Annotated in this window: 28 protein-coding genes and 1 pseudogene; 7 read left to right on the forward strand and 22 right to left on the reverse strand. The window is 28.4% G+C overall.

All coding sequences use genetic code 11. The features are described from left to right. Positions 1-13: 13 nt before the first annotated feature. The 4 genes from PHEL85_RS06140 to PHEL85_RS06155 all read right to left on the reverse strand — a co-directional run bounded on the left by PHEL85_RS06140 (position 14) and on the right by PHEL85_RS06155 (position 4292). Positions 14-1759, reverse strand: a complete 1746-nt coding sequence (locus PHEL85_RS06140) for a M14 family metallopeptidase (RefSeq protein ID WP_036822391.1) — start codon at positions 1757-1759, stop codon at positions 14-16. A gap of 7 nt (positions 1760-1766) precedes the next feature. Beyond that, the gene (locus PHEL85_RS17290) at positions 1767-2735 is read right to left on the reverse strand and encodes a hypothetical protein (protein ID WP_052108463.1); all 969 of its coding nucleotides are present in this window, start codon (positions 2733-2735) and stop codon (positions 1767-1769) included. A 15-nt stretch (positions 2736-2750) separates the two neighbouring features. Continuing rightward, entirely contained in the window at positions 2751-3221 is a 471-nt protein-coding gene (coaD, locus tag PHEL85_RS06150) for a pantetheine-phosphate adenylyltransferase (RefSeq protein ID WP_036822394.1), read from the reverse strand. 90 nt (positions 3222-3311) lie between these two features. Beyond that, positions 3312-4292 (reverse strand): D-alanine--D-alanine ligase, encoded by a 981-nt coding sequence (locus tag PHEL85_RS06155; RefSeq protein WP_036822398.1) that lies wholly within the window; start codon positions 4290-4292, stop codon positions 3312-3314. Positions 4293-4384: 92 nt separating this feature from the next. Between PHEL85_RS06155 and PHEL85_RS06160 the strand changes: the two genes are divergently transcribed. Both PHEL85_RS06160 and PHEL85_RS06165 read left to right on the forward strand, forming a co-directional pair. Then, positions 4385-4942, forward strand: coding sequence for a PASTA domain-containing protein (locus tag PHEL85_RS06160; protein WP_036822401.1), 558 nt, complete (start codon positions 4385-4387; stop codon positions 4940-4942). 157 nt (positions 4943-5099) lie between these two features. Next, entirely contained in the window at positions 5100-6140 is a 1041-nt protein-coding gene (locus tag PHEL85_RS06165) for an RluA family pseudouridine synthase (protein ID WP_036822404.1), read from the forward strand. A 202-nt stretch (positions 6141-6342) separates the two neighbouring features. Here PHEL85_RS06165 and PHEL85_RS06170 read toward each other — a convergent pair whose 3' ends face one another. From PHEL85_RS06170 to PHEL85_RS06235, 14 genes are all read right to left on the reverse strand, one after another. Beyond that, positions 6343-7173 (reverse strand): DUF6503 family protein, encoded by an 831-nt coding sequence (locus PHEL85_RS06170; protein ID WP_036822406.1) that lies wholly within the window; start codon positions 7171-7173, stop codon positions 6343-6345. Then, positions 7170-7577: a DoxX family protein gene (locus PHEL85_RS06175; RefSeq protein ID WP_036822409.1), complete on the reverse strand. Its 408-nt coding sequence runs from the start codon at positions 7575-7577 to the stop codon at positions 7170-7172. The genes PHEL85_RS06170 and PHEL85_RS06175 overlap by 4 nt, the downstream gene beginning before the upstream one ends. Continuing rightward, entirely contained in the window at positions 7574-8215 is a 642-nt protein-coding gene (locus PHEL85_RS06180; protein ID WP_036823200.1) for a peroxiredoxin-like family protein, read from the reverse strand. The genes PHEL85_RS06175 and PHEL85_RS06180 overlap by 4 nt, the downstream gene beginning before the upstream one ends. 35 nt (positions 8216-8250) lie before the next feature. Continuing rightward, on the reverse strand, positions 8251-8808 hold the full coding sequence (locus tag PHEL85_RS06185; protein ID WP_036822412.1) for a carboxymuconolactone decarboxylase family protein: 558 nt from the start codon (positions 8806-8808) through the stop codon (positions 8251-8253). A 57-nt stretch (positions 8809-8865) separates the two neighbouring features. After that, positions 8866-9429 (reverse strand): TetR/AcrR family transcriptional regulator, encoded by a 564-nt coding sequence (locus PHEL85_RS06190; RefSeq protein WP_036822415.1) that lies wholly within the window; start codon positions 9427-9429, stop codon positions 8866-8868. Between the two features lie 265 nt (positions 9430-9694). Then, on the reverse strand, positions 9695-10183 hold the full coding sequence (locus tag PHEL85_RS06195; RefSeq protein ID WP_036822419.1) for a GNAT family N-acetyltransferase: 489 nt from the start codon (positions 10181-10183) through the stop codon (positions 9695-9697). A gap of 1 nt (position 10184) precedes the next feature. After that, positions 10185-10640, reverse strand: a complete 456-nt coding sequence (locus tag PHEL85_RS06200) for a DUF6428 family protein (RefSeq protein ID WP_036822421.1) — start codon at positions 10638-10640, stop codon at positions 10185-10187. A 6-nt stretch (positions 10641-10646) separates the two neighbouring features. Then, positions 10647-11270, reverse strand: a complete 624-nt coding sequence (locus PHEL85_RS06205; RefSeq protein ID WP_036822423.1) for a low molecular weight phosphatase family protein — start codon at positions 11268-11270, stop codon at positions 10647-10649. A gap of 16 nt (positions 11271-11286) precedes the next feature. Next, a complete protein-coding gene (locus PHEL85_RS06210; protein WP_036822426.1) occupies positions 11287-11613 on the reverse strand; it encodes an ArsR/SmtB family transcription factor in 327 nt (108 codons plus the stop codon). Between the two features lie 105 nt (positions 11614-11718). Then, positions 11719-12624, reverse strand: a complete 906-nt coding sequence (locus PHEL85_RS18090; protein WP_235318237.1) for a hypothetical protein — start codon at positions 12622-12624, stop codon at positions 11719-11721. A gap of 12 nt (positions 12625-12636) precedes the next feature. Continuing rightward, complete coding sequence (locus tag PHEL85_RS06220) at positions 12637-13110, reverse strand: hypothetical protein (protein ID WP_036822429.1); 474 nt, start codon at positions 13108-13110, stop codon at positions 12637-12639. Positions 13111-13163: 53 nt separating this feature from the next. Next, positions 13164-14039 (reverse strand): hypothetical protein, encoded by an 876-nt coding sequence (locus PHEL85_RS06225; protein WP_036822432.1) that lies wholly within the window; start codon positions 14037-14039, stop codon positions 13164-13166. A gap of 72 nt (positions 14040-14111) precedes the next feature. Then, the gene (locus PHEL85_RS06230; RefSeq protein WP_036822435.1) at positions 14112-14648 is read right to left on the reverse strand and encodes a hypothetical protein; all 537 of its coding nucleotides are present in this window, start codon (positions 14646-14648) and stop codon (positions 14112-14114) included. A 41-nt stretch (positions 14649-14689) separates the two neighbouring features. Then, the gene (locus PHEL85_RS06235) at positions 14690-15229 is read right to left on the reverse strand and encodes an RNA polymerase sigma factor (RefSeq protein WP_036822437.1); all 540 of its coding nucleotides are present in this window, start codon (positions 15227-15229) and stop codon (positions 14690-14692) included. A 208-nt stretch (positions 15230-15437) separates the two neighbouring features. Here PHEL85_RS06235 and yaaA point away from each other — a divergent pair, with 208 nt between their 5' ends. After that, a complete protein-coding gene (yaaA, locus tag PHEL85_RS06240; protein ID WP_036822439.1) occupies positions 15438-16196 on the forward strand; it encodes a peroxide stress protein YaaA in 759 nt (252 codons plus the stop codon). An 80-nt stretch (positions 16197-16276) separates the two neighbouring features. On the opposite strand, the pseudogene PHEL85_RS06245 reads toward yaaA, so the two are convergent. Beyond that, positions 16277-17702: pseudogene (locus tag PHEL85_RS06245) on the reverse strand (L-serine ammonia-lyase). Between the two features lie 85 nt (positions 17703-17787). After that, entirely contained in the window at positions 17788-18126 is a 339-nt protein-coding gene (locus PHEL85_RS06250; protein ID WP_036822442.1) for a DUF2853 family protein, read from the reverse strand. 242 nt (positions 18127-18368) lie between these two features. Between PHEL85_RS06250 and dnaK the strand changes: the two genes are divergently transcribed. Then, positions 18369-20273 (forward strand): molecular chaperone DnaK, encoded by a 1905-nt coding sequence (gene dnaK, locus PHEL85_RS06255; RefSeq protein WP_036823204.1) that lies wholly within the window; start codon positions 18369-18371, stop codon positions 20271-20273. Between the two features lie 50 nt (positions 20274-20323). Here dnaK and PHEL85_RS06260 read toward each other — a convergent pair whose 3' ends face one another. Both PHEL85_RS06260 and PHEL85_RS06265 read right to left on the reverse strand, forming a co-directional pair. Beyond that, positions 20324-20968: a response regulator transcription factor gene (locus PHEL85_RS06260; RefSeq protein ID WP_036822445.1), complete on the reverse strand. Its 645-nt coding sequence runs from the start codon at positions 20966-20968 to the stop codon at positions 20324-20326. After that, the gene (locus PHEL85_RS06265; RefSeq protein ID WP_036822446.1) at positions 20968-22881 is read right to left on the reverse strand and encodes a sensor histidine kinase; all 1914 of its coding nucleotides are present in this window, start codon (positions 22879-22881) and stop codon (positions 20968-20970) included. The genes PHEL85_RS06260 and PHEL85_RS06265 overlap by 1 nt, the downstream gene beginning before the upstream one ends. 727 nt (positions 22882-23608) lie before the next feature. Here PHEL85_RS06265 and PHEL85_RS06270 point away from each other — a divergent pair. From PHEL85_RS06270 to PHEL85_RS06280, 3 genes are all read left to right on the forward strand, one after another. Next, positions 23609-24133 carry a hypothetical protein gene (locus PHEL85_RS06270; RefSeq protein ID WP_036823207.1) on the forward strand — a complete coding sequence of 175 codons (525 nt, stop codon included), beginning with the start codon at positions 23609-23611 and terminating at the stop codon, positions 24131-24133. Positions 24134-24211: 78 nt separating this feature from the next. Then, positions 24212-25513 (forward strand): NAD(P)/FAD-dependent oxidoreductase, encoded by a 1302-nt coding sequence (locus tag PHEL85_RS06275; protein ID WP_036822449.1) that lies wholly within the window; start codon positions 24212-24214, stop codon positions 25511-25513. Then, a complete protein-coding gene (locus tag PHEL85_RS06280; protein ID WP_036822450.1) occupies positions 25510-25818 on the forward strand; it encodes a hypothetical protein in 309 nt (102 codons plus the stop codon). Before PHEL85_RS06275 ends, PHEL85_RS06280 begins: the two co-directional genes overlap by 4 nt. Position 25819 lies beyond the last annotated feature (1 nt).

Raw genomic sequence — 25819 nt, forward strand, 5'->3', positions numbered from 1 at the left:
CAACAATAAAAATTTAGAAAATTTTAAAAATAGGCAAACGTAAATGTGCTTTTTCATAATGAGGAGAATTTTTATAAATAAAATTCAACTGCAATCGTTCATTTTTTGCAAACTCTTTATCGTTTTTTAATTTCTCTTCAAAAGCTAATTTTATTACTGAATTTTCTGCTAATAGTTTTTCTGCAACATCTTCAAAAACATAAGAAGAATATCCTTCTTTTTGCTGTAAAATGGTATCGAAAAAATTCCAATTAAAAAAAGAGTCTGTTGCTACTGCTTCCAATGTTTCTAATAAATAACGAATTCCTGTTTGATTGGTATCAATATATACATCTCCTTTTCGAAACTGAATATTTTGAGTTGACTTTTTTATAGAGGTATTATAATGTAAATAATGACCTTCATAAGCCATTTTTCTAGTTTTAAACTCATCAATATGGTTTACCTCAACAGTTATTATCGTATCATTTCTAAAACGAGTAAATTCAATTTGATTATTTTTTAATCGTTCTACAATTTTATGCCAACCTTGTTGTAAAATATATGCTTTTGGTATTTCAACCGACTTTGTTGCCACAAAATTATTGTAATATTTTACAGGTTTTATAAATGGTTGACTAGTATCGTAAAACAAACGTTTTCCTGAAGTGACTTTACTATCAATATACCTACCTTCATATCCCTTAAATTGCAACTCTGTAGGATTTTCTTTATCAATCTTATATGCAATTGGATAGGTTTTCTTTTCTAAAACCTCTTCAACTGCATTTTTTCTTAACTCTTTAATTTTAGATGAATTTTCTTCTGTAAAATCTAAAGCAGAAAAAAGTAACTCATACGTTTGTTCTACTCTAATTTTATACGTTTTTAACATGTGTGTTTCTACCATAAGACCCAACGTATTAAACAATGTTGTGTAACCCGTAGAATATCTTGGTGAATCGAAAAACTGCGAAAAACCTGCTTCAGGCGTTGTTCCCCAAACATTTACATAAGGTGTAATATCTATGTTTTTATTTTGCAAAGACTTCTCTAAACTTGGGCGCATTTCTGTCTCTAAAAAAGAGCCTAACTTCCCTCCTAATTTATTATGTTGTGTAAATAAATGTGTAATTGCATATTGATAATCTGCACCATTACTAACATGATTGTCTATAAAAACATCTGGATTTACTGTATGAAAAATGGTTGCAAAAGCCGCTGCATTTTTTGTGTCTTGTTTTATAAAATCTCTATTTAAATCGAAGTTTCTAGCATTTCCTCTAAAACCATAAACAACTGGTCCGTTTTGATTTGCTCTTGTATGTGAGTTTCTATTTAAAGAACCTCCTACATTATAAACAGGAATTACACAAATAATTGAATTTTTATACTTTTCTTTTAAAGAATCGTTTTGCACAATGTCTCTAATCAATAACATAGAGGCATCAATTCCATCAGATTCTCCTGGATGAATTCCGTTATTTATTAGAATTCTGTTTTTTGATGCGTTTTTTATTTCATCTATATTATAAATCTCTTCTTGACTATAAACTACTAAATGAAGCGGTTGCCCAGAATCTGTTTGCTCGAAAGAAAACAAAGAAACTCCTGAATATGATTCTGATAAATCTTTATAAAAAGAAATAACGTCATGGTATTCAGGAGTTTCAGTTCCTTTAGATTTTTCGAAAAGTGTTGTAAAATCTATTTGCTTTTTAATCTCATTTTTACAAGAGAATAGTACCAAAACAAAGAGTAATACAACTAATTTTTTCATGTTTTTATTATTCTGTAAAACGTAAATTTAATGAGTATGTAGAGTTATAAGCTTCACCTCTTTTTTTAGCAGGAACCCAAGCTTTCATCTCAGTAAGTACTCTTTCTACTTCTGCATTATAAGCTTCAGTTAACCCTCTAATTATATTTATATTTCTAAGCAAACCTTCTTTAGTTACTAAAAATGTAACGTAAATATCGCCACTAACACCTGCAGTATTTGAGTTAAACTTTTTGGCTACATATTTTCTAACTGTATTTCTGTCATTTTTTTTATAATAAGCTGGTGTATTTACTTCTTCATATTCATAGCTCTCTCCTTTATCATTCCAACTAGTTCCTTTAGAGAGCTTTCCTTTTTTATATGTTTCTTCATATTTTTTTTGTTTTCCACTAAAAGCTGTCCAAAGACCATTTTTTAAACCACCTTTATACGTACCTTTTACAAGATGGTTTTCATCATCTGTAAATTGTGCAAAACCATTTCCATTTGTTACACTTTGATTTCCTTTTTCGTCCCAAAAATTAATAACTAAGTTCTGAATTTGGTCACTAAAATAAGTTTCTGAAGACATTTTTTCTTCTGATCTTTTTTCTCCACTTTCATAAAAATAAGACCAAATTCCAGTATCTTTTTTTCCATTTACAGTTTTTCCTTCAGAGGCTTTATTTCCATTTTTATGATAAGAAACAAAATTTCCATCTGCCTTTAATAACTGTAAACCATTTGTAGTAAACTCAGAATCTAAAATATATTCTTCTTTAGCATTATCTAGCAAAAACTTAGCAACTTTATAAACACTGCTATTTTTATCTACATTCGTTTCTTTAACAATAACTAAAGTATTTGTTTTTCCATAGGTTGCTCTATTATTATCATAATATAAAGTATCACCTACTTTATAATAAGAATTAGATTGAGAAAACCCAACAAACGTCATGGTCATTAAAATTGCTGTAACTAAAAAATTTTTCATTTCTATTATTATTTTCTATTTTGATTTATTTTTTTTAACCCTTACACTTTGAGGTACTAATTTTGTATAATCTCCATTATTTCTTATCACTTCTCTTACAATAGATGATGAAATATAAGAAGTACTCGCTGCTGTTAAAAGAAACACAGTTTCAATTGGTGCTAAATCTCTATTTGTATGTGCTATTGCTTTCTCAAACTCAAAATCTGCAGGATTTCTTAATCCTCTTAAAATAAAATCTACGTCATTTTTCATGCAAAAATCTACTGTTAATCCTTTATAAGAAACTACTTTAATCTTTGGGTTATCTCCAAAAGCATCTTCAATAAATTTTATACGTTCTTCTAAAGAAAACATGTATTTTTTACTAGAATTTACACCTATAGCAATAATCAATTCATCAAATAAAGTGACTCCACGAGTAATAATATCATGATGACCAGATGTTAAAGGATCAAATGATCCTGGAAAAATTGCTCTTTTCATATTCCCTATTTTATACTTTGTAGACTTGTAATTAATAATTGATAAAAATAGAAAAATATCTTTTAAATAAAAGTAATTAAACTTCTTTATTTATAAGGCATTGAGGGAGGTTTCTATGGCATTTTCAAATAGTTCTTTTAATGAGATTCCAGCTGCTTGTGCTTGTTGAGGTAAAATACTCTCTTCAGTAAGCCCAGGAACTGTATTCATTTCCAAGAAATATGGTTCACAATTTACTAAAATATATTCAGACCGTGAAAATCCTGACATATTTAAAACAGCATAGACTTTTTTTGCAGTTTTTTCAACTTTTATTTTTTCTTCTTCTGTTATTCTTGCTGGTGTAATTTCTTCTGATTTTCCTTCGTATTTTGCTTCATAATCAAAGAAATCATTTTCTGTAACTATTTCTGTTATTGGTAAAACTTTAGTTTCTCCTTTGTATTGAATTACACCCACAGAAACTTCTGTTCCGTCTAAAAAAGATTCAATTAAAATCTCAGAATCTTCTTTATAAGCCTTTTCTATTGCTGGTAAAATTTCTTCTTTTGTATGTGCTTTAGAAATTCCATAACTAGAACCTGCATTGTTTGGTTTTACAAAACATGGCAAACCAACTTTATCTATAATTATATCTAAATCAATTATATCTCCTTTATTTAAGTAGATAGAAACTGCTGTTTTAATTCCGTATTCTTTTACCACACTTAAAGTATCTCGTTTATTAAATGTCAAGGCCATTTGATAAAAAGGTGCAGATGTATGTTTTAATCCTATTAAATTAAAATACGCTAACAACATTCCGTTTTCTCCTGGTGCACCATGAATTGCATTAAAAACACAACTAAAAGTAATTTTATGATCACCTAAAATAAAAGAAAAATCGTTTTTATTAATAGAATATTCATTATTAGCATCATCTAAAGCAACCCATTTTTCTTTTAAAATATGTACTCTAAAAGGATTGTATTTCTCTTTATCTAAATGCTTATAAACTACATTTCCACTTGTAAGTGAAATATTAACTTCGGATGAATAACCACCCATAACAATTGCGATGTTCTTTTTCATTGAATGTAAAATAATAAAACAAATTTATCAAAATATTTATAGAAATAGCAACGTTTACTTTTTATATCTTTGTATGTTCTAAAAATCAAAAAATGAGTGTTTTTCAATTTCTAAAAAGTAAATCCTTCTTTATACAAGTTGCAATTGCAATTGTAGGCCTATTGGTGTTTATTTTTGCCTTAAAATATTGGTTAGGATTTTCTACTAATCATGATCAAAAAATTCAAGTTCCTAACTTACATAAAATGTCTTTAGAAGATGTAGACAGAAAGTTAAAAGAATTGAATTTAGATTTTATTGTAATAGATAGTGCAAGTTACAATCCAAATTACCCTAAAAAATCTGTGATTGAACAAACACCAGAATCTGGCGATTTTGTAAAAGAAAAACGTAAAATTTATTTGACTTTAAACCCATCTAAATATAGAGATGTAACGATACCAGATTTAAAAGGAAGAACTAAAAGACAAGCTATTTCTCAACTACGTTCTAAAGGACTAAATGTTGGTACAAATTACACTTTTGTACGTGATATTGGTAAAGATGTTGTTCGTGGATTACGTTACAAAGGAAAAATTTTAAATTCAGGTGATAAATTACCACTAAACTCAATTGTAGATTTGGTTTTAGGTGATGGAAAAGGGAATTAGCAGTTATCAGTTATCAGTTATCAGTTATCAGTTATCAGTTATCAGTTATCAGTTATCAGTTATCAGTTATCAGTTATCAGTTATCAAAAATGAAAACTTTTTTACTTTGAGACTTTGAAACTTTGAAACTTTGAAACTTTGAAACTTAATTAAACAAATGCAAGAAAATCAACCACAAGATACAGAAAACGACGATTTATACGAACATCATAGATTTGTTGCTAGTGAAGGTCAAGAACCTTTAAGAGTAGATAAATTTTTAATGAACTTTGTAGAAAACGCAACTAGAAACAAAGTACAACAAGCTGCCAAAGCAGGAAATGTTTTGGTGAATGATGTTGCTGTAAAATCGAATCATAAAGTAAAACCCAATGATGTTGTAAGAGTTGTTTTGTCATATCCACCAGCAGAAAATTTGTTGGTTGCAGAAGACATTCCTTTAGATATTATTTATGAAGATGATGCTGTAATTGTGGTAAACAAACCTGCAGGAATGGTAGTGCATCCTGGTCATGGAAATTATTCAGGTACTTTGGTAAATGGTTTAATTCATCATATAGAAAATTTACCAACCAATTCTAATGAAAGACCAGGTTTAGTGCATAGAATTGATAAAGATACAAGTGGATTGTTAGTGGTTGCTAAAACCGAATTTGCTTTGGCTCATTTATCTAAACAGTTTTTTGATAGAACTACAGAACGTTTGTATTATGCGTTAGTTTGGGGAAATATTGATGACGATGAAGGAACTATTGAAGGAAATATAGGACGAAGTTTAAAAAATCGTTTACAAATGTCTGTTTTTCCTGATGGAGAATTTGGAAAACATGCCGTTACTCATTTTAAAGTTTTAGAAAGATTAACATATGTTACTTTGGTGCAATGTAAATTAGAAACAGGTAGAACGCATCAAATTAGAGCGCACTTTAAACATATTGGTCACACACTTTTTAATGACGAACGTTATGGTGGAGATGATATTTTAAAAGGAACCACTTTTACAAAATACAAGCAATTTGTACACAACTGTTTTAAAGTTTTACCAAGACAAGCTTTACACGCAAAAACTTTAGGTTTTACACATCCAACAACTGGTGAGTTTATGCAGTTTAATTCTGACATGCCACAAGATATTACAGATTGTTTAGAAAAATGGAGAACGTATTCTGAGAATTCTAAAGATGTAGAATTGGAATAATTCCCTAACAGTCTAGTATAAGGATAGTAAGGGATTAAAAACGCACTTACTTTCGGATTTAGCACTTAGTCAAATTTACAATTTTACTACTATTTTTCTTTTTACAGTCAAATTGTAAATTTGGCGGACATTTTTAATATGCTCCAATTTTGGGTTTGACACTTTACCCCATATTGTTTTTATACATCTTTGTTGTACACAGTTAATTTATAAATTCTGACCTTTTTAATTTGTTGTCAAATTTTATATTAGACCAATTAACTTTAATCCAAGGTGCATCGGTCACAACTGCATCCCACGTAGACTTTTTGTATTTACGAGTAGAAGGAATTAAGAAACCATCTACTTTTTCATAATTCACTTTCATAAGTAATGGTTCTTCAATTACACCAAAATCGGCTACTGTAAATAAGAATTGATCTACTAATCCAGTTTCTTTATTGATGTACAGTTGATAGATATCGGTTGGTTTATCATTTTTAGATTCAAAAGACACTTTTACAATATCAAAAGCTTTATTATTCACTTCTTTTTCACCTAAATACTCGTAATTCAAACCTGGGTCTAAAAGTTTTTGAAACATGGTAAACCAATAAAAATTAGTGGGTCTGCTAAACTTCACTCTTTTTAATGCCGTTGTATCGTTAACTAAGTTTCCATCTATCTTTAACCAATAGTCTTTACCACCATAACCTTGCTCCATTTTACCTTCAAGTTGTGGTAAAGTGCGTTGATGTTGTTTGTATTCTCCGTAAGATAGTTCTCCATCAAAAATGTATTTTTCTGTTGAAATATCGGCCTTACCATCTGATGTTGTGTAGGTATAGGTGTATACCACATCCCTTTTAAGTCTTAAATGACGATAATCACCTACTTTCTGAACAAGGTTATACACTAATTCGTGTCCTTTGTTCTCATAGTTAATAGCTGTTTCTTTGTGAACTATTTCTTTTACTTCTTCTTTTGAAGTATTTCTACAGCTTACAATGGTTAAAAGAAAACTGAATGCTATTGTTATTATTTTTAAATTCATCTTATATTTATTGTTGTTTTAGGATATTTGTTTTTTAAGTAAATAAGTTGATAAATTGAAAATAATGCGAGAACAAAGGCAATGATTACTAATACTATTTTTGGTTCTGGTCTAGCAAAAAACTCTAAGCTTAAAGCCGAAATCATAGTAATAAATAGAAACGCATAAGCAAATATTCCAACTTTTATTTTTTGAATGATGGCAAAATATAGAATGAGTATTGTCATGCTTAACTCAGATATTCCTGTGAAAATCATAAAAAGGTCAGCATTTAAATGAATGACTTTTTCAAATTGCTTAAACCCTGCAACACTTGTAGGTTTCGCTAAAAGTTTAGGAATAGCAAAAAATAGCATTGTAAAAATGGAAATAGCATTAATGGTTTGACTGATTAGTTTTTTCATTTCTTTTTAATAATTTCTAAAATAGTTTCTGGATCTAATCGTTCTGTATAATCTTCTGGAACAAAACTACAAACCACTTTTCGGTCTTTATTTACAATATATGTTGCTGGCATTGGTAGTTCAAAATCATTATTTTCATTGTGTTTATCTACTTTAATCCCAAATTCACTGTAAACTGCTTTTAAATCTTCAGGTAATTGAAATACTAAGCCTAAAGTTTTAGCATACGCATTATCAATATCACTTAAAACAGTAAAAGTTAAATTGTTTTTTTCTGAAGTTGTTAATGAATTATCAGGAGTTTCTGGAGTAATTGCAATTAATTCCCCATTTAGAGCCGTTAATTCTGGAATTATGTTTTGTAATGCTTTAAGTTCTATGTTACAATACGGACACCAACCGCCTCTATAGAATGAAATTACTAAAAAATCTGAATTAAAATTTGCTAAAGAAACGGTTTTGTTTTCTATATTTCTTAAAGTGAAAGAAGGTAAATTTTGTTCTGTTTTTAGTGCTTTTTCAGCCACATTGTGAGCTTTAAGATTTTCTATGCTTCTTAACATAATAGCACGTATTTCTTCAGGAATTACTTTTGCGCTATTATTTCTTTTTTCTGTTAATTGTTCTGTAAGATTCATTTTTTTTATGTTTTTAATTGATATAATTGCTGGATTTATAATGTTTGTGCTTCCCAAACAAATTTTTGAAATGCTGAATCTACAGGCGTGTTGGCAATATGGTTGGTATAATTGCTAATTACTTTTTGTGATACACCTAAAATAACTTCCAGCACTTGTTTTTCTTCATAACCAGCGGCATAAAAAGTGTTTAAATCCCCTTGTGTAACATGTCCACGGTTACGTACTACTTTTAAGGTGAATTCGTGTAAAACTTGTAATTTATCAGATGTCATAGGTTCTCTATTTCTTAAAGCTTCTGTTAAATCAGGATTCACTTTCATCATATTTGCAATCCCTGTATGAGCAGGTACACAATAATGACATTCGTGCTCTACATTTATGGTTTGCCATACAACGGTAAGTTCTTCTTCGTTAAATGATGTGTTTGAAAACAAACCATGTAATGATTTGTAGGCTTCTAATGTTTCAGGTGAAGAAGCTAATACCCCATGTAAACCCGGTAGCATACCAAATGCTTTTACAGATTGTTCTAATGATGCTTTACTTGCTTCTGGAGCTGTTTCGATTGTATTTACTTTTAAAGTTGTCATAATTTTATTGTTTTATTTTAAACTAAACAATCGTTTAGTTACTAGTTAAAAAAAAGGTTATAGGTTTTTAAATATCATTTCAATATAGTCTTCTATTTCTTTTGGGGTATTTACTTTAGATGCCGCAGCTAAACCATGTTTTGCTAAAACTAAATAATTGGCTTGTTTTAATACCGTTTCTTCATCTTTAGTGGTATCCTTTTTTAATTTATCAATGAACAATTCTTTTAAATTGCTCATAAAAGAATTCATCTGTTCATTAATTTGTTCATCTTTTTTTTCTGAGAATTCATTATAAGTATTTGTAACCAAACAGCCTTTTTGATTTCCATCTACATTGCAAATATTAACGGAATTAAAGAAAAAATCTTGAATAGCTTCTATGCCATTATCTGAGTTTGTAAATTCTTCAAAAATGGAATTTACTTTTCTTTTGTAACTTTTTAAACTTTCCAGAAATAGACCATGTTTGCTTCCAAAACTTGAATATATAGAAAACTTATTAATGCCCATTTCTTTTTCAAGCATTTGCATTGAAGTAGTTTCATAACCATTTCGCCAAAAAAGCTTCATTGCTTTTTCTACTACTACATCTTCGTTATATTCTTTTTTTCTAGCCATTATTTCTAAAAACAGATCAAAACTAAACAATCAGTTAGAAATAAAAAAATATTTTAACTTTTATTTTAAAATTTCAATGTATTTAGTTGAATTGAATGGGTAAGTTGTTGATTAGATAATTAGCTACAACCTAAGACGATTATGATGTCCGTTTTAATACTGAATCAAGTTCAACACAAGTGACTTATAATCGGCGTTAGAGAAGTTGTCTTTTTTCAAGGACAAAATCAACAAGTAAAAACACTTGTTTCATTAAGAAAAAGAATTAAACTCCAATAATTTTACTTCTTCTTTCTAGCATCATATTATCTTGCCAAACACCATGTAATTGCGCAATTTTTTCTTTGTAACCCACAACTCTAAATCCACTTTTTTTATGAATGTGTAAACTTGCCTTATTTTCTCTAAAAATACTAGTTTGTAGTGTCCAAATTGTATTTTTCTCACTAATTTTAATAAGCTCTTTAAGTAGTAATTCTCCCAAGCCTTTGCCTCTTTCAGAAGCTTTTACATAGACGGTTACTTCTGCAACACCTTTGTAAACATCTCTTTTAGAAGTTGGAGATAAACTTGCCCAAGCAAGTATTTTATTTTCTTTTTCGATAGCAATTCTCCCAAAAGAAAGAAACTTGTGGTTCCAAATTTCCCAATCTGGAACAACAGTTTCAAAAGTAGCTATGTTTGTTGCAATCCCTTCTTTATAAATTGCAGCTACTTGCTTGTAATTTTCTTTATTAATTTTTACAAATTCCATTTTAGCAACATCCAGAACTTGGGCTGCAACAAGAAGAACTTTCTTCTACAACTTCTTCTACAGGAGCACAACAAACTTCTTGTGCTAAACAAACAGTAGCTTTAGTTGTTAGTAAAAAGTTTTTGCCATCAAAATCTAAATTGTATTTACTAATTGTATCTTTTCCTTGGTATTCTACTTCAATTTCTAAATCATCAAACTTAAAAATCTTATCTGATAATTCTATAATATGCACCAATTTCTCTGGATGCAATCTGTGATCGTAATCATTTTCTTCCCAAAGTTGAAAATTAATTACAGATTCGCTTCTTACTTTTCCTCCACAATCAATAAAATCTTTTGTTATTTTACCAACTTCTGTTACATGAAAATGACTTGCAACTAATTCTCCATTTGGTAATTGAAAACCTATTTTGTCTAAACCTTTAAGGTGGTTTTTAATTTCTGATAATTTCATAATCTTTTATTTTTTAATTTCTGAAAATATGTACAACATTTCTGTTGCAATTTGTAAACTTCTTTCTTGATATTTTTCTGCTTGTTGAATAGTTCCATCAAACAATTTTGGATCCTCATAAGTAATAGGAATTCTCTTTTCTGCACCAGCAATAAATGGACAACCTACATCTGCACTAGAACAAGTTAATATTGCAGCAAACTCTGAACTTGGATTAAACTCATTATCATATTTCTTAGAAAAACCTATAATTGGATGTGAATTATCATCAAACTTTATTGCATAAACTGGGTTAACTCCTTCAGAAATTGTTAGAATTTTAAATCCTGTATTACTTAATGTTTCTGCCACTTTAGGAAACATTGCAGTTGCTTCTGTTCCTCCAGAATAAGTAACGACGTTTTTTAAACCTAAATAGTTTGCAATTGTTTGTGCCCAAATTTGACTTAAATGACTTCTTCTAGAATTATGTGTACAAATAAAATTAATTCTAACCTCTTTTTTTGCAACTACTTTTTCTTGGATATAATTTATTAAGGGTTGCAAAACACTTTTTCTATCATCAGAAATAGTCTCAATATTTAATGCTGATATCGTTTTTTCAATTTTTGGGTAAACGCTTTTATTCATGTTTTTACTTTTATTTTTAACAACAGTTTTCTGTTGGATTCTTGTTTAAAAATTTATTTAATCTATTTTTTATTTGCTCCCAATTTTCTTCATCAATACAATAGCAAACACTTGTACCTTCTACTGTACCTTTTATAATACCTACTTTTTTTAATTCTTTTAAATGTTGAGAAATTGTTGGTTGTGCCAAACCAATGTCTTTAACAAGGTCTCCACAAACACAAGACTTTAATTTTATAATAAAATCTAAAATGGCAATTCTTGCAGGATGACCTAACACTTTTGCAATGGCAGCAATTTCATTTTGTTCATCGGTAAATATTTCTGACTTGGTTAACCCCATCTTAATTTGTTTATTGCAATATTACGATTAATAAATAAAACAAACACCAAAAAAAATTAATTTTTTTAGAATTATATCAAATCAACTTAAGTAAAAAACAACTAATTATTTACTTAAATCGAACAAATAACCAACAGAAAGATTAAAGTAACTGGTGTTTTTAAGAGAATCTTCATAAACTAAAGAGTTAGGTAAATTAAGGTTATACCCTAGTTCGAAATCCCAAGATTTTAAAGAAAGTGAAAGCGGAAAGTTTATTTGTGTGTTTAATAAATCAAAAACATCAAAATTAAACGTTCTATACACTGTTGCATTGGCTAATGTAACCAATCTGCTAATAGTAAGACTTTGCTTAGCAATTATAAAGTTTAATCTTGGTCTTAAACGCAATGCAAAATTAGAGGTTCTTTTTAAGGTTAAATTCACAAAACTACTAGAAACTAATTGGTAACTTTCTTCTGTGCCAAATAAATAAGAACCAGAAATATTGGTTCCTAAAGTTCTTTTTTTATTTCTAATTCCAAGGCTTACATCCAAAGAATTTGTAAAACCATCATAATCATCAGAATAAAAATACTTTGTATAGCCTAAATTATAATTGAATATTTTCTTTTTTCCAATAGTATTAAAATATCCTGCAGAAACACTTGTAAAATCCCAACTTGGAGCAAAATTTTGGTAATAAATCCCTGAAATACTAGCATTAAATCCAGAAGAATGATAATAAGAAACTTGCGGAATTATGTTAAATTGATCTGTGCCCGAATCTCTTCCTGAAAAAAAAGTATTGCTATTGTAAGAGACAGAAGTATATAAAAAATTGTAAGAAAAATCACTTTCTATCAACTCGTCTAAAAACTGTTGATCATTAAAAAAAAGCTCGTCTAATAAACCATCAATTTCATCGTCTATAGGATCTTGTGCATAAGAACAAAAAGAGGTTGCCATTGTAAACAATAGCAACCCAAAAACTTTTGTAGCTGTTTTAATTTCCTGAAAAGGATTTGTCATAATTTTTTAAAACTAATTACCTCTAACTCTCCTTTTCTTTCCATCATTTCCATTTTCTCTAGTACCATTTCTCAATTCTCCTCTATCTTTTGCTTCTCTAATTTTGTCTATTCTATCTTTTAACATCTTACGTTGATCTACTGTAAGTGTTTTTCTAAAATTATCTCTTGTTTTTCTTAAACGAACTTGTTGGTTTCTCACCAAATCTTTTTGCGTTCTTGTAAAAGTTGCTAAAAGTTTAGCTCTTATTTCACTTTTAGAAATGGTTTTATCTCTTAAAATAGCTAATTGCTCTTTTGTAAGTGTAGCTTTAAATACTTCTCTATTAGATTTCATTACCGCTCTTTCTTTTTGCAATAATTCCTTTTGCTCTTTAGTGAGTTCTTTGGTAATTAAATCGTAGTTTGAATTTTGAGCAAAAAGTGTTGTATTAAATAACATCAAACTCATAAAGCTAACAGTATATATGATGGTTTTTAATTTCATTTTTATTATTATTTTTTTACTCTTTAACAACTAAAGTACAAAATTACTATTTATTATTTACAGGTATCTTTAGCAGCAGCATATTCTGTTGCATCATTAATTGTTGCTGTAGTTTGATCTCTATAAAAGATATCTACAGGAAAATTTAAAACTGGCTTTTCTGTAACATCAGGATTTGCTTTATGCCATTCTCTTAATAATTTAAAATCTTTTCTTTCATTTACCTCTATAACAGAAGCATCTGCCATTGTAAAACTAACTGGTAATACTAATTTAAAACATTTTCTTTTGTCTTTTCCTTTTCTACAAGAATCTTTTATAGCTTTTAACTCATCAAGATCAATTAAAGTTTGTACTGTACCATCTTCTTTTAAAGTAACATCTAAAGGAAAAACTAATTCTGGACGTTCTGTAACATCAGGATTTGCTTCATACCAATCTTTAATTAATGTCCAATCTTCTTTACTATTTAAAGTAATTGAAGAATTGTCTGCCATAATAAAATCTATAGGAAATACAAATTCAAAACATTTAAACCTTCTCCTTCTTCTTTTCTCATTAGTATCTGTTAATTGTTTTCCGGCCAAAGAAAAATACACATCACTTGTTGCTTCTTCTCTAGAAAGATTATCTGTTGCAACTGCAACTTTATACCCCAAACCTACTGCTAACTCAGCACTTTGAACATAACTATCTGCTAAATCTCCATTAAAAACTATTGTTGTAGCAGCTGGTAAATTGTTTACTGCAACTACTTCTGTTGTTGCACTTTCTATTTGTGAAATCAATGTTGCATCATCAGCTACAGTTTCTAATCCTTCAGAATCTGAACAAGATGTAAATAATAATACTGACAAAATAAACGCACTAATTGATAAAAATAAAACACTTGATTTAAGAATGCTTTCTTTAGAAATTGAAGTTCTCATAATTGTAAATTTTTTAATTATTAATTGTTTCTATTTATTTAGAACTACATTTTTTAAAATAGTTTGAAAAAATTATAAAATAATTGTTTCTAAGAAACCATCATCTGTGTAATTATCTATTAATGAATCTTCTACAAACAAAGAATTTAAAAATAAATCATCCATTTTTTGTTCAGAAAGTTCTGCTTTTATCAAAATTTCATTTATTATAGTTGCGTCTGCAAACAAATCCATTTCTGCATCTTCTACTAATAATGAGTTGATTAAAACATCATCTGAAAAGGCTAGAAACTCAATATTGTTTTCATTTATAGTATTATTATCAGCTTTTTGCAACCAAATTGTTAACGCAAAAATAAAAACTACAGATGCTGCAGCCATAAACCTAAACTGTGGTTTCATCCAAAAAACGATTTGTTTTTTGGTTGTTTTTGGCATCTCTTTAATTTCTTCTTCTTTTATTTTGTCTAAAATTGACATTTTAGATTTCGCAAAATATCCTTCAGAAACAGTTGTTCCTAAATATTCTTTATGATGTTTAGAAATATCACTTTTAAAACCTTCTTTTAAAAAGCTTTTTTTGTTGTTATTTTTTGTTGATTTTTCCATAATACATTTGTTAGACCTTACTTTATTAAGATAGTTTGGTTTTATAAAAATATTTTTTCTTCTATTGTTTTTACTGATGAATAATAAGACGATTTCAAAGTACTTTCTGGCACTTCTAAAATTTCTGAAATTTGCCGAAAACTTAGATCATCAAAATATTTCATTTGAAAAATTCTTTTTTGTTTTATTTTAAATCCATCAATAATTGAATTTAGTTTTTTGTGAATTTCATCGCCATCAAAATATGCATCATCAAATAATACTTCTAAGTGAGATTCTGAAATGGCATCAATATTATCGTAACTTTTTTTGTTGTTTTTTTCTAAAAAACGAATAGATTCATTGTAAGCTATTCTATACATCCAAGTATGTAAAGTGCTTTTTTCTTGAAAGTTTTGAATGCTTTTATAAATTCTGATAAATGTGTTTTGTAAAACATCATCTGCATTTTCATGCGTAGTTACAATCTTTCTAATATGCCAATACAAACGTTCTTGATAGACATCAAGAAGCTCACTAAAAGCGGCATCTTTTTGTGTAACATCTTTTAACTTTTTTACAAGTTCAACGTCTTTATTCAAGTATTGGTTTGTTAGTTTCTTTTCTTTGACCCAAGATAAATGAATTAGTTTGATTATTAATAGAAAAAACTCAACTTCATTCTTTCTATCAATTTTTTAAATAGTTTTATCAAAATTAACTTCCAAAAATATTTAGGAAAAAACTACAATCATTAGTATTTTTACAATTAAACTATTTAATGTTTAAACTTTTCAATAGAAATAAGAGATGAAAATCATAATATCACCAGCAAAATCTTTAGATTTTGAAAGTAATGTACCCACTAGTTTGCATACGCAACCACGTTTTTTAGAACAATCAGAAAAACTGAACAAAAAACTAAAAACACTTTCTAAGAAAAAATTATCTGAATTAATGAAAATTTCTGATGATTTGGCTGCATTAAATTATGAAAGAAATCAAACTTGGGAAACGCCTTTTACTCCAGAAAATGCAAAACAAGCTATTTATGCTTTTACGGGTGCAGTTTTTCAAGGAATTGATGTAAATACTTTGGAAGCAGAAAAATTACCACTTCTTCAAAATAGATTAAGAATTTTATCTGGTTTATATGGATTGTTAAGACCCTTAGATTTAATACAACCTTACCGTTTAGAAATGGGAACTCGTATTAAAGTTGGTAGAAAAGACAATCTGTATAAATTTTGGGATGATACTGTTGCTAAAGCATTGAATGAAGAATTAGAAGATGGTGAGTTACTAGTTAATTTAGCTAGCTTAGAATACTTTAAAGTGATTCCTAAAAAGGTTTTAAAAGTGCCAATGATTACACCTGTTTTTAAAGATTTAAAAAACGGAGAGTATAAAACTATTATGACTTTTGCTAAAAAAGCACGTGGATTAATGGTGCGTTACATTATAGATAACAACGTAAAAACAATTGAAGATTTAAAAGGTTTTGATGCTGATAAATATCGTTTTTCTGAAGAAATGTCTACAGAAACAGAATTGGTTTTTACGAGATAGAAAAGAAGTTTGCAGTATTCAGTTGCAGTAAGCAGTCGCAAACTGACTGAAAACTGCAACTGAATACTGCCTACTAAATCCTAACAATCTACAATTCTTACAGTTACTGCTAAACCACCTTCAGAAGTTTCTTTGTAGTTTTTATTCATGTCTTTTGCAGTTTCCCACATGGTTTCAATCACTTTATCTAAAGGGACTTTTACATCTTTAGGATTGGTTTCTAAAGCCATTTCTGCTGCGTTAATTGCCTTAATTGCTCCCATTGAATTTCTTTCAATACAAGGTATTTGTACTAAACCTCCAATAGGATCACAAGTTAAACCTAAGTGATGTTCCATTGCTATTTCTGCAGCTACTAAAGATTGAGCCGGACTTCCTCCTAACAATTCTGTTAAAGCTCCTGCTGCCATTGCAGATGACACGCCTATTTCTGCCTGACAACCTCCCATTGCTGCAGATATTGTAGCATTTTTTTTTAAAAATACTGCCAATTTCACCAGCAGTTAATAAAAACTGTTTTATGTGTTTAAAATTTGCGTCATGATTTTCTATCACTAAATAATACATTAATACAGCAGGAATTACACCTGCACTCCCGTTTGTTGGTGCTGTAACAACTCTTCCTAAAGAAGCATTTACTTCATTAACTGATAAAGCAAAACAGCTTACCCACTTTAAAATTTCACGAAACTTAACTTCAGAACTTCTAATTGCTGCAATCCATTCTGTTGGATTAGAATATTCTGCATCTTTGATTAGTTTTTCTTGTATATCAAAAGCCCTACGTTTTACATTTAATCCTCCAGGAAGAATTCCTTTTGTATGACAACCTATATACATACATTCTAACATAGTATCCCAAATTCTATGCAATTCAAAATCAATTTTTTCTGCAGAATTTATTTCTAATTCATTTTTAAAAACAATATCAGAAATTAATAAATTTTCTTTTTCACAATAATCTTCTAATTGTTTGGCTCTATTTATTGGATATGGAAAATTCTTTTTATTAATTTCAATTTCTTCCTCTAAATTATTGTTTTCTTGTACAATAAAACCACCACCGATAGAATAATAAGTTTCAGTTGAAATTTCTTCTCCTTTAAAAAAACCTCTAAAAGTGACACCGTTAGAATGAAAAGGTAAAAAATCTTTATTAAAAACAATAGAATCTTTATAAAAAGGAATTTTTTTTCCTCCTTTAAAGTAAATTTCTTCTTGGGTATTTATTCTGTCAACAATTATAGCGATATCTTCAATTGGTATATATTCAGGATCTGCTTCACTTAAACCTAAAAGTAATGCTAAGTCTGTTGCATGTCCTTTCCCTGTTAATGACAATGAACCATATAAATCTACTTTAACAGCATCTATTTTTTCAAATAAATTGGTTTCTCTTAATTTTAAAACCCATTCTTGAGCAGCTCTCCAAGGACCTAATGTGTGTGAACTTGATGGACCTACACCAATTTTCAACATATCAAAAACACTAATAAATTGCGACATTCGTAAAATTTAAACTTAAAACAGCTGTAAATGTAAAAAATCCAACTCAACGAGTTGGATTTTTTATCAAAAATATAAATTTATATTATTTGTAAATAGACTCTTTTCCAAATTCAACAGCTAACATATAGTAAACTACAGCTCTATACTTGCTTCTTTCAGATTTACCAATAGCTTCAACAACTTTTGCAATTGCTTCATCTAATTTTGGTCCATCTGCTAAACCTAGTTTTTTCATTAAAAAGTTCTTTTTAACTGTTGCTAATTCTTTTGCATCAGAACCAGAAACTGTTTCAGCATCTCTTTTATAAATAGACGGTCCTAAACCTTTAGTTACAGCTCTTAATAAGTCTGCATTATATTTTAGACCTTTATCGTCCATAAACTTAGAATACTGTGCTACTTTTTCGTCAAATTTACTCATAATTACGTGTTTAGTGTTTTAAATAATATTTCATTCCAATTGAACTATCCAAATATAGGAAAATAAAAATGCTTTTCAAAATTCTTCCTGTTCAATACTTTAGATACAATTTGTGTCAGAATGTCACATCATTTTTAAATATTTTAAAAAAAAACTGACATTTTCAAGTCAAAAAGTAGTTGGCATACCATTTGACTAATAGAAAATGTAAAATTGAATTAAAAAATATTAAAATAAATATTATGAGTAAAATAATTGGAATCGATTTAGGTACAACAAACTCTTGTGTTTCTGTAATGGAAGGAAATGAGCCAGTTGTAATTCCTAACGCAGAAGGAAAAAGAACTACACCATCTATCGTTGCCTTTGTTGAAGGAGGAGAACGTAAAATTGGTGACCCAGCTAAAAGACAAGCTGTGACAAACCCAACAAAAACAGTTTATTCTATTAAACGTTTTATGGGTAACAAATTTTCTGAATCTACTAAAGAAGCAAAAAGAGTTCCTTATAAAGTAGTTAAAGGAGATAATGATACACCTAGAGTAGATATTGATGGTCGTTTATATACGCCTCAAGAAATTTCTGCAATGGTGTTACAAAAAATGAAAAAAACTGCTGAAGATTATTTAGGAGCAGATGTTACTGAAGCAGTTATTACTGTTCCAGCATATTTTAACGATGCACAAAGACAAGCTACAAAAGAAGCTGGTGAAATTGCAGGTTTACAAGTAAAAAGAATTATAAACGAGCCAACTGCAGCTGCATTAGCTTACGGATTAGACAAATCTAATGATGATAAAAAAATTGTTGTTTTTGATTTTGGTGGTGGAACACATGATGTTTCTATCCTAGAATTAGGAGATGGAGTTTTTGAAGTATTAGCTACTGATGGAGATACGCATTTAGGTGGTGATGATGTTGATGAAAGAATCATTAACTGGTTAGCTGAAGAATTTAAATCTGATGAAGGTTTAGACTTACGTGATGACCCAATGTCTTTACAACGTTTAAAAGAAGCTGCTGAAAAAGCGAAGATTGAATTATCTTCTTCTGCTTCTACAGAAATTAACTTACCTTATGTTACTGCTACTGCTAGTGGACCAAAACACTTGGTAAGAACATTATCTAGATCTAAATTTGAGCAATTAATTGACGATTTAATTAAAAGAACTATTGAGCCTTGTCAAACTGCTTTAAAAAATGCTGATTTAACAATTTCTGATATCGATGAAGTAGTTTTAGTTGGTGGTTCTACAAGAATACCTGCTGTACAAGAAGCTGTTGAAAAATTCTTTGGAAAAGCGCCAAGTAAAGGTGTAAATCCTGATGAAGTTGTTGCTTTAGGAGCTGCAATTCAAGGTGGAGTTTTATCTGGAGATGTTAAAGATGTATTGTTATTAGACGTTACACCTTTATCTTTAGGTATTGAAACTATGGGGAATGTTTTCACTAAATTAATTGATGCAAACACAACAATTCCTACAAAAAAATCTCAAGTATTCTCTACAGCTGTAGACAATCAACCATCAGTAGAAATTCATGTTTTACAAGGTGAAAGAGCAATGGCTGCAGATAATAATACTATTGGTCGTTTCCATTTAGATGGTTTACCTCCAGCACAAAGAGGAGTTCCTCAAATTGAAGTAACTTTTGATATTGATGCAAATGGTATTATTAAAGTTTCTGCTTTAGACAAAGGAACTAACAAATCTCATGAAATTAGAATCGAAGCTTCTTCTGGTTTATCTGAAGAAGAAATCGAAAAAATGAGACAAGATGCAGAAGCAAATGCTGATGCTGATAAGATTGCTAAAGAGACTGCAGAAAAAGTAAATGGAGCTGATTCTATGATCTTTCAAACAGAAAAGCAATTAAAAGAATTTGGTGATAAATTATCTGATGATAAAAAAGGACCAATTGAAGCTGCTTTAGTTGAATTAAAAGCTGCACATGAATCTAAAGACTTAGCACAAATTGATGCTGCTATGGAAAAGATTAATGAAGCTTGGAAAGTTGCCTCTGAAGAAATGTATGCTGCTGAACAAGCTGCAGGTGATGCTGATGCAGGAGCGCAACAAGGACAACCTGAAGGTAATGCTGATCAAGGTGACAATGTTGAAGATGTAGATTTTGAAGAAGTGAAATAATAATTAACTTCAATATAAATAAAAAACCTCGAGAAATTCTCGAGGTTTTTTTATTTTATAATACCTTGTTGTATGGCATATTTAACAAGACCAACCATATTTTTTGTTCCAATTTTACGCATAAGATTTTTCCTGTGCACCTCAACTGTATTAGGTGATATAAAAAGTTCTTCTGCTATTTCTTGAGTATTCATTTCTTCAGAAATTAATTTCAAGACTTCTTTTTCTCTACTACTTATTTTTACAATTTGATTTTTTGCTTTTGTTGGATTAAATAAACTATCGTTTAGATTTTTTTTTACTTCTTCAGTATAATAATTTTCTCCTTTATATACTTGTTTAATAGCTTTAAGAAGTTCTGTCTTTCCTGTATTTTTTAATATATAGCCATTAATCCCTGCTTTAATTGCTTTAGAAATAACTTCTCCTTCTGAATGCGAACTTACAGCTATAATTTTTATATTATCAGATTGTTTTTTTACTAGTTTGGTAAGTTCAATACCATCTAAATTTGGCATATCAATATCAGTTATTATTATATCTGGAAGAAAATTATTTAATAATTTTAATGCTTCTTTTCCATCTTTTGCAGTTGCAATAACATCTATAAATTGAGTATCAATAAGAATAGATTGGATTCCTTCCAAAAACATTTTATGGTCATCAACAATAAATAATTTAATCTTTTTCTCCATTATTTTGTTATTGGAATATTAATAGTAATTGTTGCTCCTTTTCCTTTCATAGAATCTATTTCTAAAGTACCTTTTAAATCATTTACACGAGAAAAAATATTTTGGAAACCAATTCCTGAAGATATTCTGATTTTATCAAAACCTAAACCATTATCTTCTACTAACAAATTTAAATAATTGTCATGCAGAGTAATATTTACAATTGCTTTTGAAGCTTTAGAATGTTTAGTAATATTAGTCATTAATTCTTGTAAAATCTTATGAATTTCTAATTGAATATCATCATCTATACTATTAATTTCTTCAACAGAAAAAACATCAAACTCTATATTGAGTTCTTTTGTTTTATATAAACTGACCAAAGTTTTTAAACGTTGTGTAAAGTTTTGATTTGTCTTTTCTTGAGGCAACAAGTTGTGAGAAATCAATCTAACTTCATTATATGTGTCATCTATATTTGAGATAATGTTATTTATCTGATTTGAATGATCCTTATCAATATTTGACAATTTCATTTTAATTGCCGCTAAATTCCCACTAATGCTATCATGTAAATCTTTGGCAATTCTTTTTCTTTCATCATTTTGTCCGTCTAAATGTGACTGAATTGTTTTTACTTTTTGAGTTTCTTCTAAGGTTTTTAATTTTTCTTTAGATAATTGTTCTTGTTTACTAAGAAGTATTTTTTGTGTATTTAATCTTTTTCTATAAAGAATTATTGTAAACAATAACAACACTGCTATTAAAGCTAAAGCAACAAATAAATTATTTTTTTGTCTATTTTGTAGTTTAATAAACTCTTTTTGCTTTTTAATTTCTTTCTCTTTAGCTTCATTTTCATACTTAGCTTCTAATTCTTTTACTAAAAAAATATTCTCTCTGTAGTGAATGCTATCCTTAATTTTTTGAACTTTTATTTCATACAGTCGTTTTTTAGAAAAATCTCCTTCTTGTTTATAATAGTTACTAAAATTTTTATATAGTTCTTCTTTATCTAATAAATAAATATCACCTTTCAGAAAAATGTCCGCTTTTTTTAAAAACTCTAGTTCTAACTTCTTATTTTTTTCATATCCTGCAATTTCAGATAGTAGCCTATATGTCTTTCCTATGAGTGTAATATCTTTGTTTTCTCTTTGATGTTTTTCTGCATCAAAAAGTATTTTTTTTGCTTTTTTTAATTCTCCTTTTTTGATAAGAATTTCAGCCATACTTACATTGTTTCCATAAAATGTTGATTTATTTCTTCTCTTGAAAAAATCGGAAGCTTTGTTGTAGTAATAATAAGATGAATCTAAATTTGATACTTTATAAATATTTCCTAAGGTAAGGTAGCATAAATTTTTAGTAAGCTTACTTATTCCTTTCGCACTCAAGCTTTTAAAAGCAAGTTGCTTTGCTTTTTCTCTATCATTCATCAACAAATTTAAATCTGCTAAACTATTTAATATTCTAGCTTTATTTTCATAATCAGAAGTGTCTATATTTTTTAAAACGTTTGATAAAATTGAATAGGCTTGGTAAAAATTCCCTTTTCCTTCTGCATATATAGAAACAGCATATGAGATTGAAGTGTATAATTCTGGTAACTTTTTTATGAGTGTAGAATCATTATTAAAATAGCTTAATGCTATTTCAACTTCTTTTAGAGATAAATCTCCTTTTTGAAGCAAATAAAGACCAATACTTTTAATATGATGTGCTCTTAATTTATATATTTTAAGTTCTTGTTTTGAATCTAGTGAAGTAATTAAAGAATCTGCTACGCGAACAGTTTTTTCAGGGTTTTTATCATTCGTTATTCCATTAAGAATAGAATCTAAAATAATTTCTTCCGCTTTAAAACCATCATGTTTCTCTTGAGAAAAAACAAGGTTGCTTAAAAAAATAAAAATCCAAAAAAATAATTTCATGATTCTATTATTGAATAATACAAAGTAAAGAAAATGAAATTTGAAATTTATAACGGAAAACCGTTAATATAAAATACCTGAAATCCGTTACTTTTTTTAAACCTTTAATTTGCAATTTTGTAGTATAATTTTAAAACCAATTTATTATGAAAAAAATAATTTATTTATCCTTGATATTATGCATTTCATTTTTTTTCATCTTGTGATACAGATGGTAATGATCCTGATTTTAATTACCAAAAAAAAGCTGATATTGAATTTATAATCACTTCTACAAATAAATTAATTTTTTCTAAAATTGAAACACAAATAACTTCTGGCACAAATGAAAATGGAATAACTGATTTAGAACTAACATCATTTTCATATTCAAATTATCATTTACCTTTTAAAAAAATATACATACACCAAACTATTAAATACTCAACACTTCTAGGTTTAAGTTATGCAGATGATTCAATTGTTGAAATAAACGATGTTTTTGAACCTTATACAATTAATTTAGAAATAAAGATTGATAATAAAATTGTTGCCAGTAAAAGTGTTACTATTGAAAACGAAGGTCAAATTGTAAACTTAAGTTACACATTTTATGAGTAAAATCTGGTAGCTTTATTTAATAATTAATATATTATCAGAGATTTACCAAAAGAAATTTAATTTTCTTTATAAAACTAAAAACGCAATCATTAATTTGGTTGCGTTTTTTAATTCAATTTATTTTCATTTGAAAACTTACAATAAAACCAATTTCTTTAAACATACTTTTTGTGAATTCAATCAAATTGATGATTTTGAATTTCCTAAAAACACCAATTATAAAAGTAAATCTGAAAGCATGTATTTCTATACACATGAAGGTATTTACAGAAAATCTAATCACTGGGGAAGAGTTGCAAACTGCAGATGGAAATTAATTGCTAATGATAATTATAAAAATCAACAAATAGTTATTGGTTTTGCAAAATGGAGCAACTTCTACTCTATTAACTCATCAGAAAAAAACTTTTTTATTGATGTTGATTTTAAAAAAAAATCAGTAAAACTTCAACCTAAAAAAGAAAACACTACCAATTATTTATTTTCATTTTCTGAAGCTCAAAAAAGAATCAAACAAATAACTCATTTATTTAAAGATGATAAATGGGCAAAATATTTTGATGATGATATTGAAATTATTAGAAAGAATATTATTTCAGAGTTTATCAACTCTGATAAAACATTACAAGAGATTAAGTTATCTCATAAATAAAATTTATCTTATTATTTCCGTAAATTCGCACTTCAAAAAATCTAACAATCCAATTTTCTAACAATCCAAAAATCTAATATGAACATTCCACAAACTAGTTTTCCAAGAGTAGTTATTATTGGTGGCGGATTTGCAGGTTTAGCTGCTGCAAGAGGTTTAGAAGAACAAGAATTACAAGTTGTTTTAATAGATAAGCACAATTATCATACATTTCAACCACTACTCTACCAAGTTGCAACTGGAGGTTTAGAACCAGATTCTATTGCTTTTCCATTAAGAAAACGTTTTAACGATGTAGACAATTTCTATTTTAGATTGGCAGAAGTAAATAAAATCAACCCTGATAAAAATACCATTGAAACTTCAATAGGAAACTTAGATTATAATGAATTAATTATTGCAACTGGTTCTACCACAAATTTTTTTGGAAACAAAAACATTCAAAAATATGCAATGGAAATGAAATCTGTTCCTCAATCTTTAAACATTAGAAGTCTTATTATAGAAAACTTTGAAGAAGCTTTATTAACTTCTAATTTAGAAGAAAGAAATGCATTAATGAACTTTGTAATTGTCGGAGGTGGACCAACAGGAGTTGAATTAGCTGGTGCTTTGGCAGAAATGAAAAAAGGAATTTTACCTAAAGATTATCCAGATTTAGACATTAGACAAATGCAAATAAACTTAATTCAAAGTTCTGAATGCATTTTAAAAGGAATGAGTGCAAAAGCATCAGAAAAAGCAGAAGATTTTTTAATTAATTTAGGTGTAAATGTTTGGAAAAATTTACGTGTTTTAGATTATGATGGAAAAACAGTCACTACAAATGGTGAAGATCATTTTAATGCAGAAACAGTTATTTGGGCAGCTGGTGTAAAAGGTAAAATGATTGATGGTTTAAATAACGAATGTGTTATTGAAAGAGCTGCAAGAATTAAAGTGAATGAGTTTAGTCAAGTTTTAGAGCACCCAAATATTTATGCAATTGGTGATGTTGCTTGTATGTCTTCAGAAAAAAATCCTTACGGACATCCAATGATGGCACAACCTGCCATTCAGCAAGGAAAATTGGTTGCTAAAAATATTATAGCAAAACTATTTAACAAAAAACAAAAATCTTTTGTTTATAATGATAAAGGTTCTATGGCTACAATTGGTAGAAATAAAGCAGTTGTAGATTTACCAAAATGGAAATTTCAAGGAGTTTTTGCTTGGTTTGTTTGGATGTTTGTTCATCTATTTTCTTTAATTGGTTTTAGAAACAAAGCCATTGTTTTTCTAAATTGGGTATATAATTATGTTCGTTTTGATAGAGAAACACGATTAATCATTAGACCTTATAAAAAGAAAAATAAGTTTTCTTTTAGAGATAAATTATGAGTGGAAAAAGGATTATAAAATGTCCGAATTGTGGTGTTTTTAATACCAACAAAGAATATTGCGAAAACTGTAATGCACTAATTTCTCATCAGAAAAAAAGAGAAATAAAAGAGGCTGCAGTTAAACAAGCGCAAGTTGATGAAGCGATTCATAAATTAGAGAATCCTAATTTAGCAGAACGTTTAAAAAAACATCCTTTCTTTTTGTATAAAATTATTGGTTGGGTTTTGTATTCTGCAATAATTACTGTGAGCGCAATTGGTGCAGGTTTAGCTTGGTTTATTGCAATGGTAGCAGCTGGTTAAT

It is taken from the genome of Polaribacter sp. Hel1_85 (assembly GCF_000766795.1).
Taxonomy (GTDB): Bacteria; Bacteroidota; Bacteroidia; order Flavobacteriales; family Flavobacteriaceae; genus Polaribacter.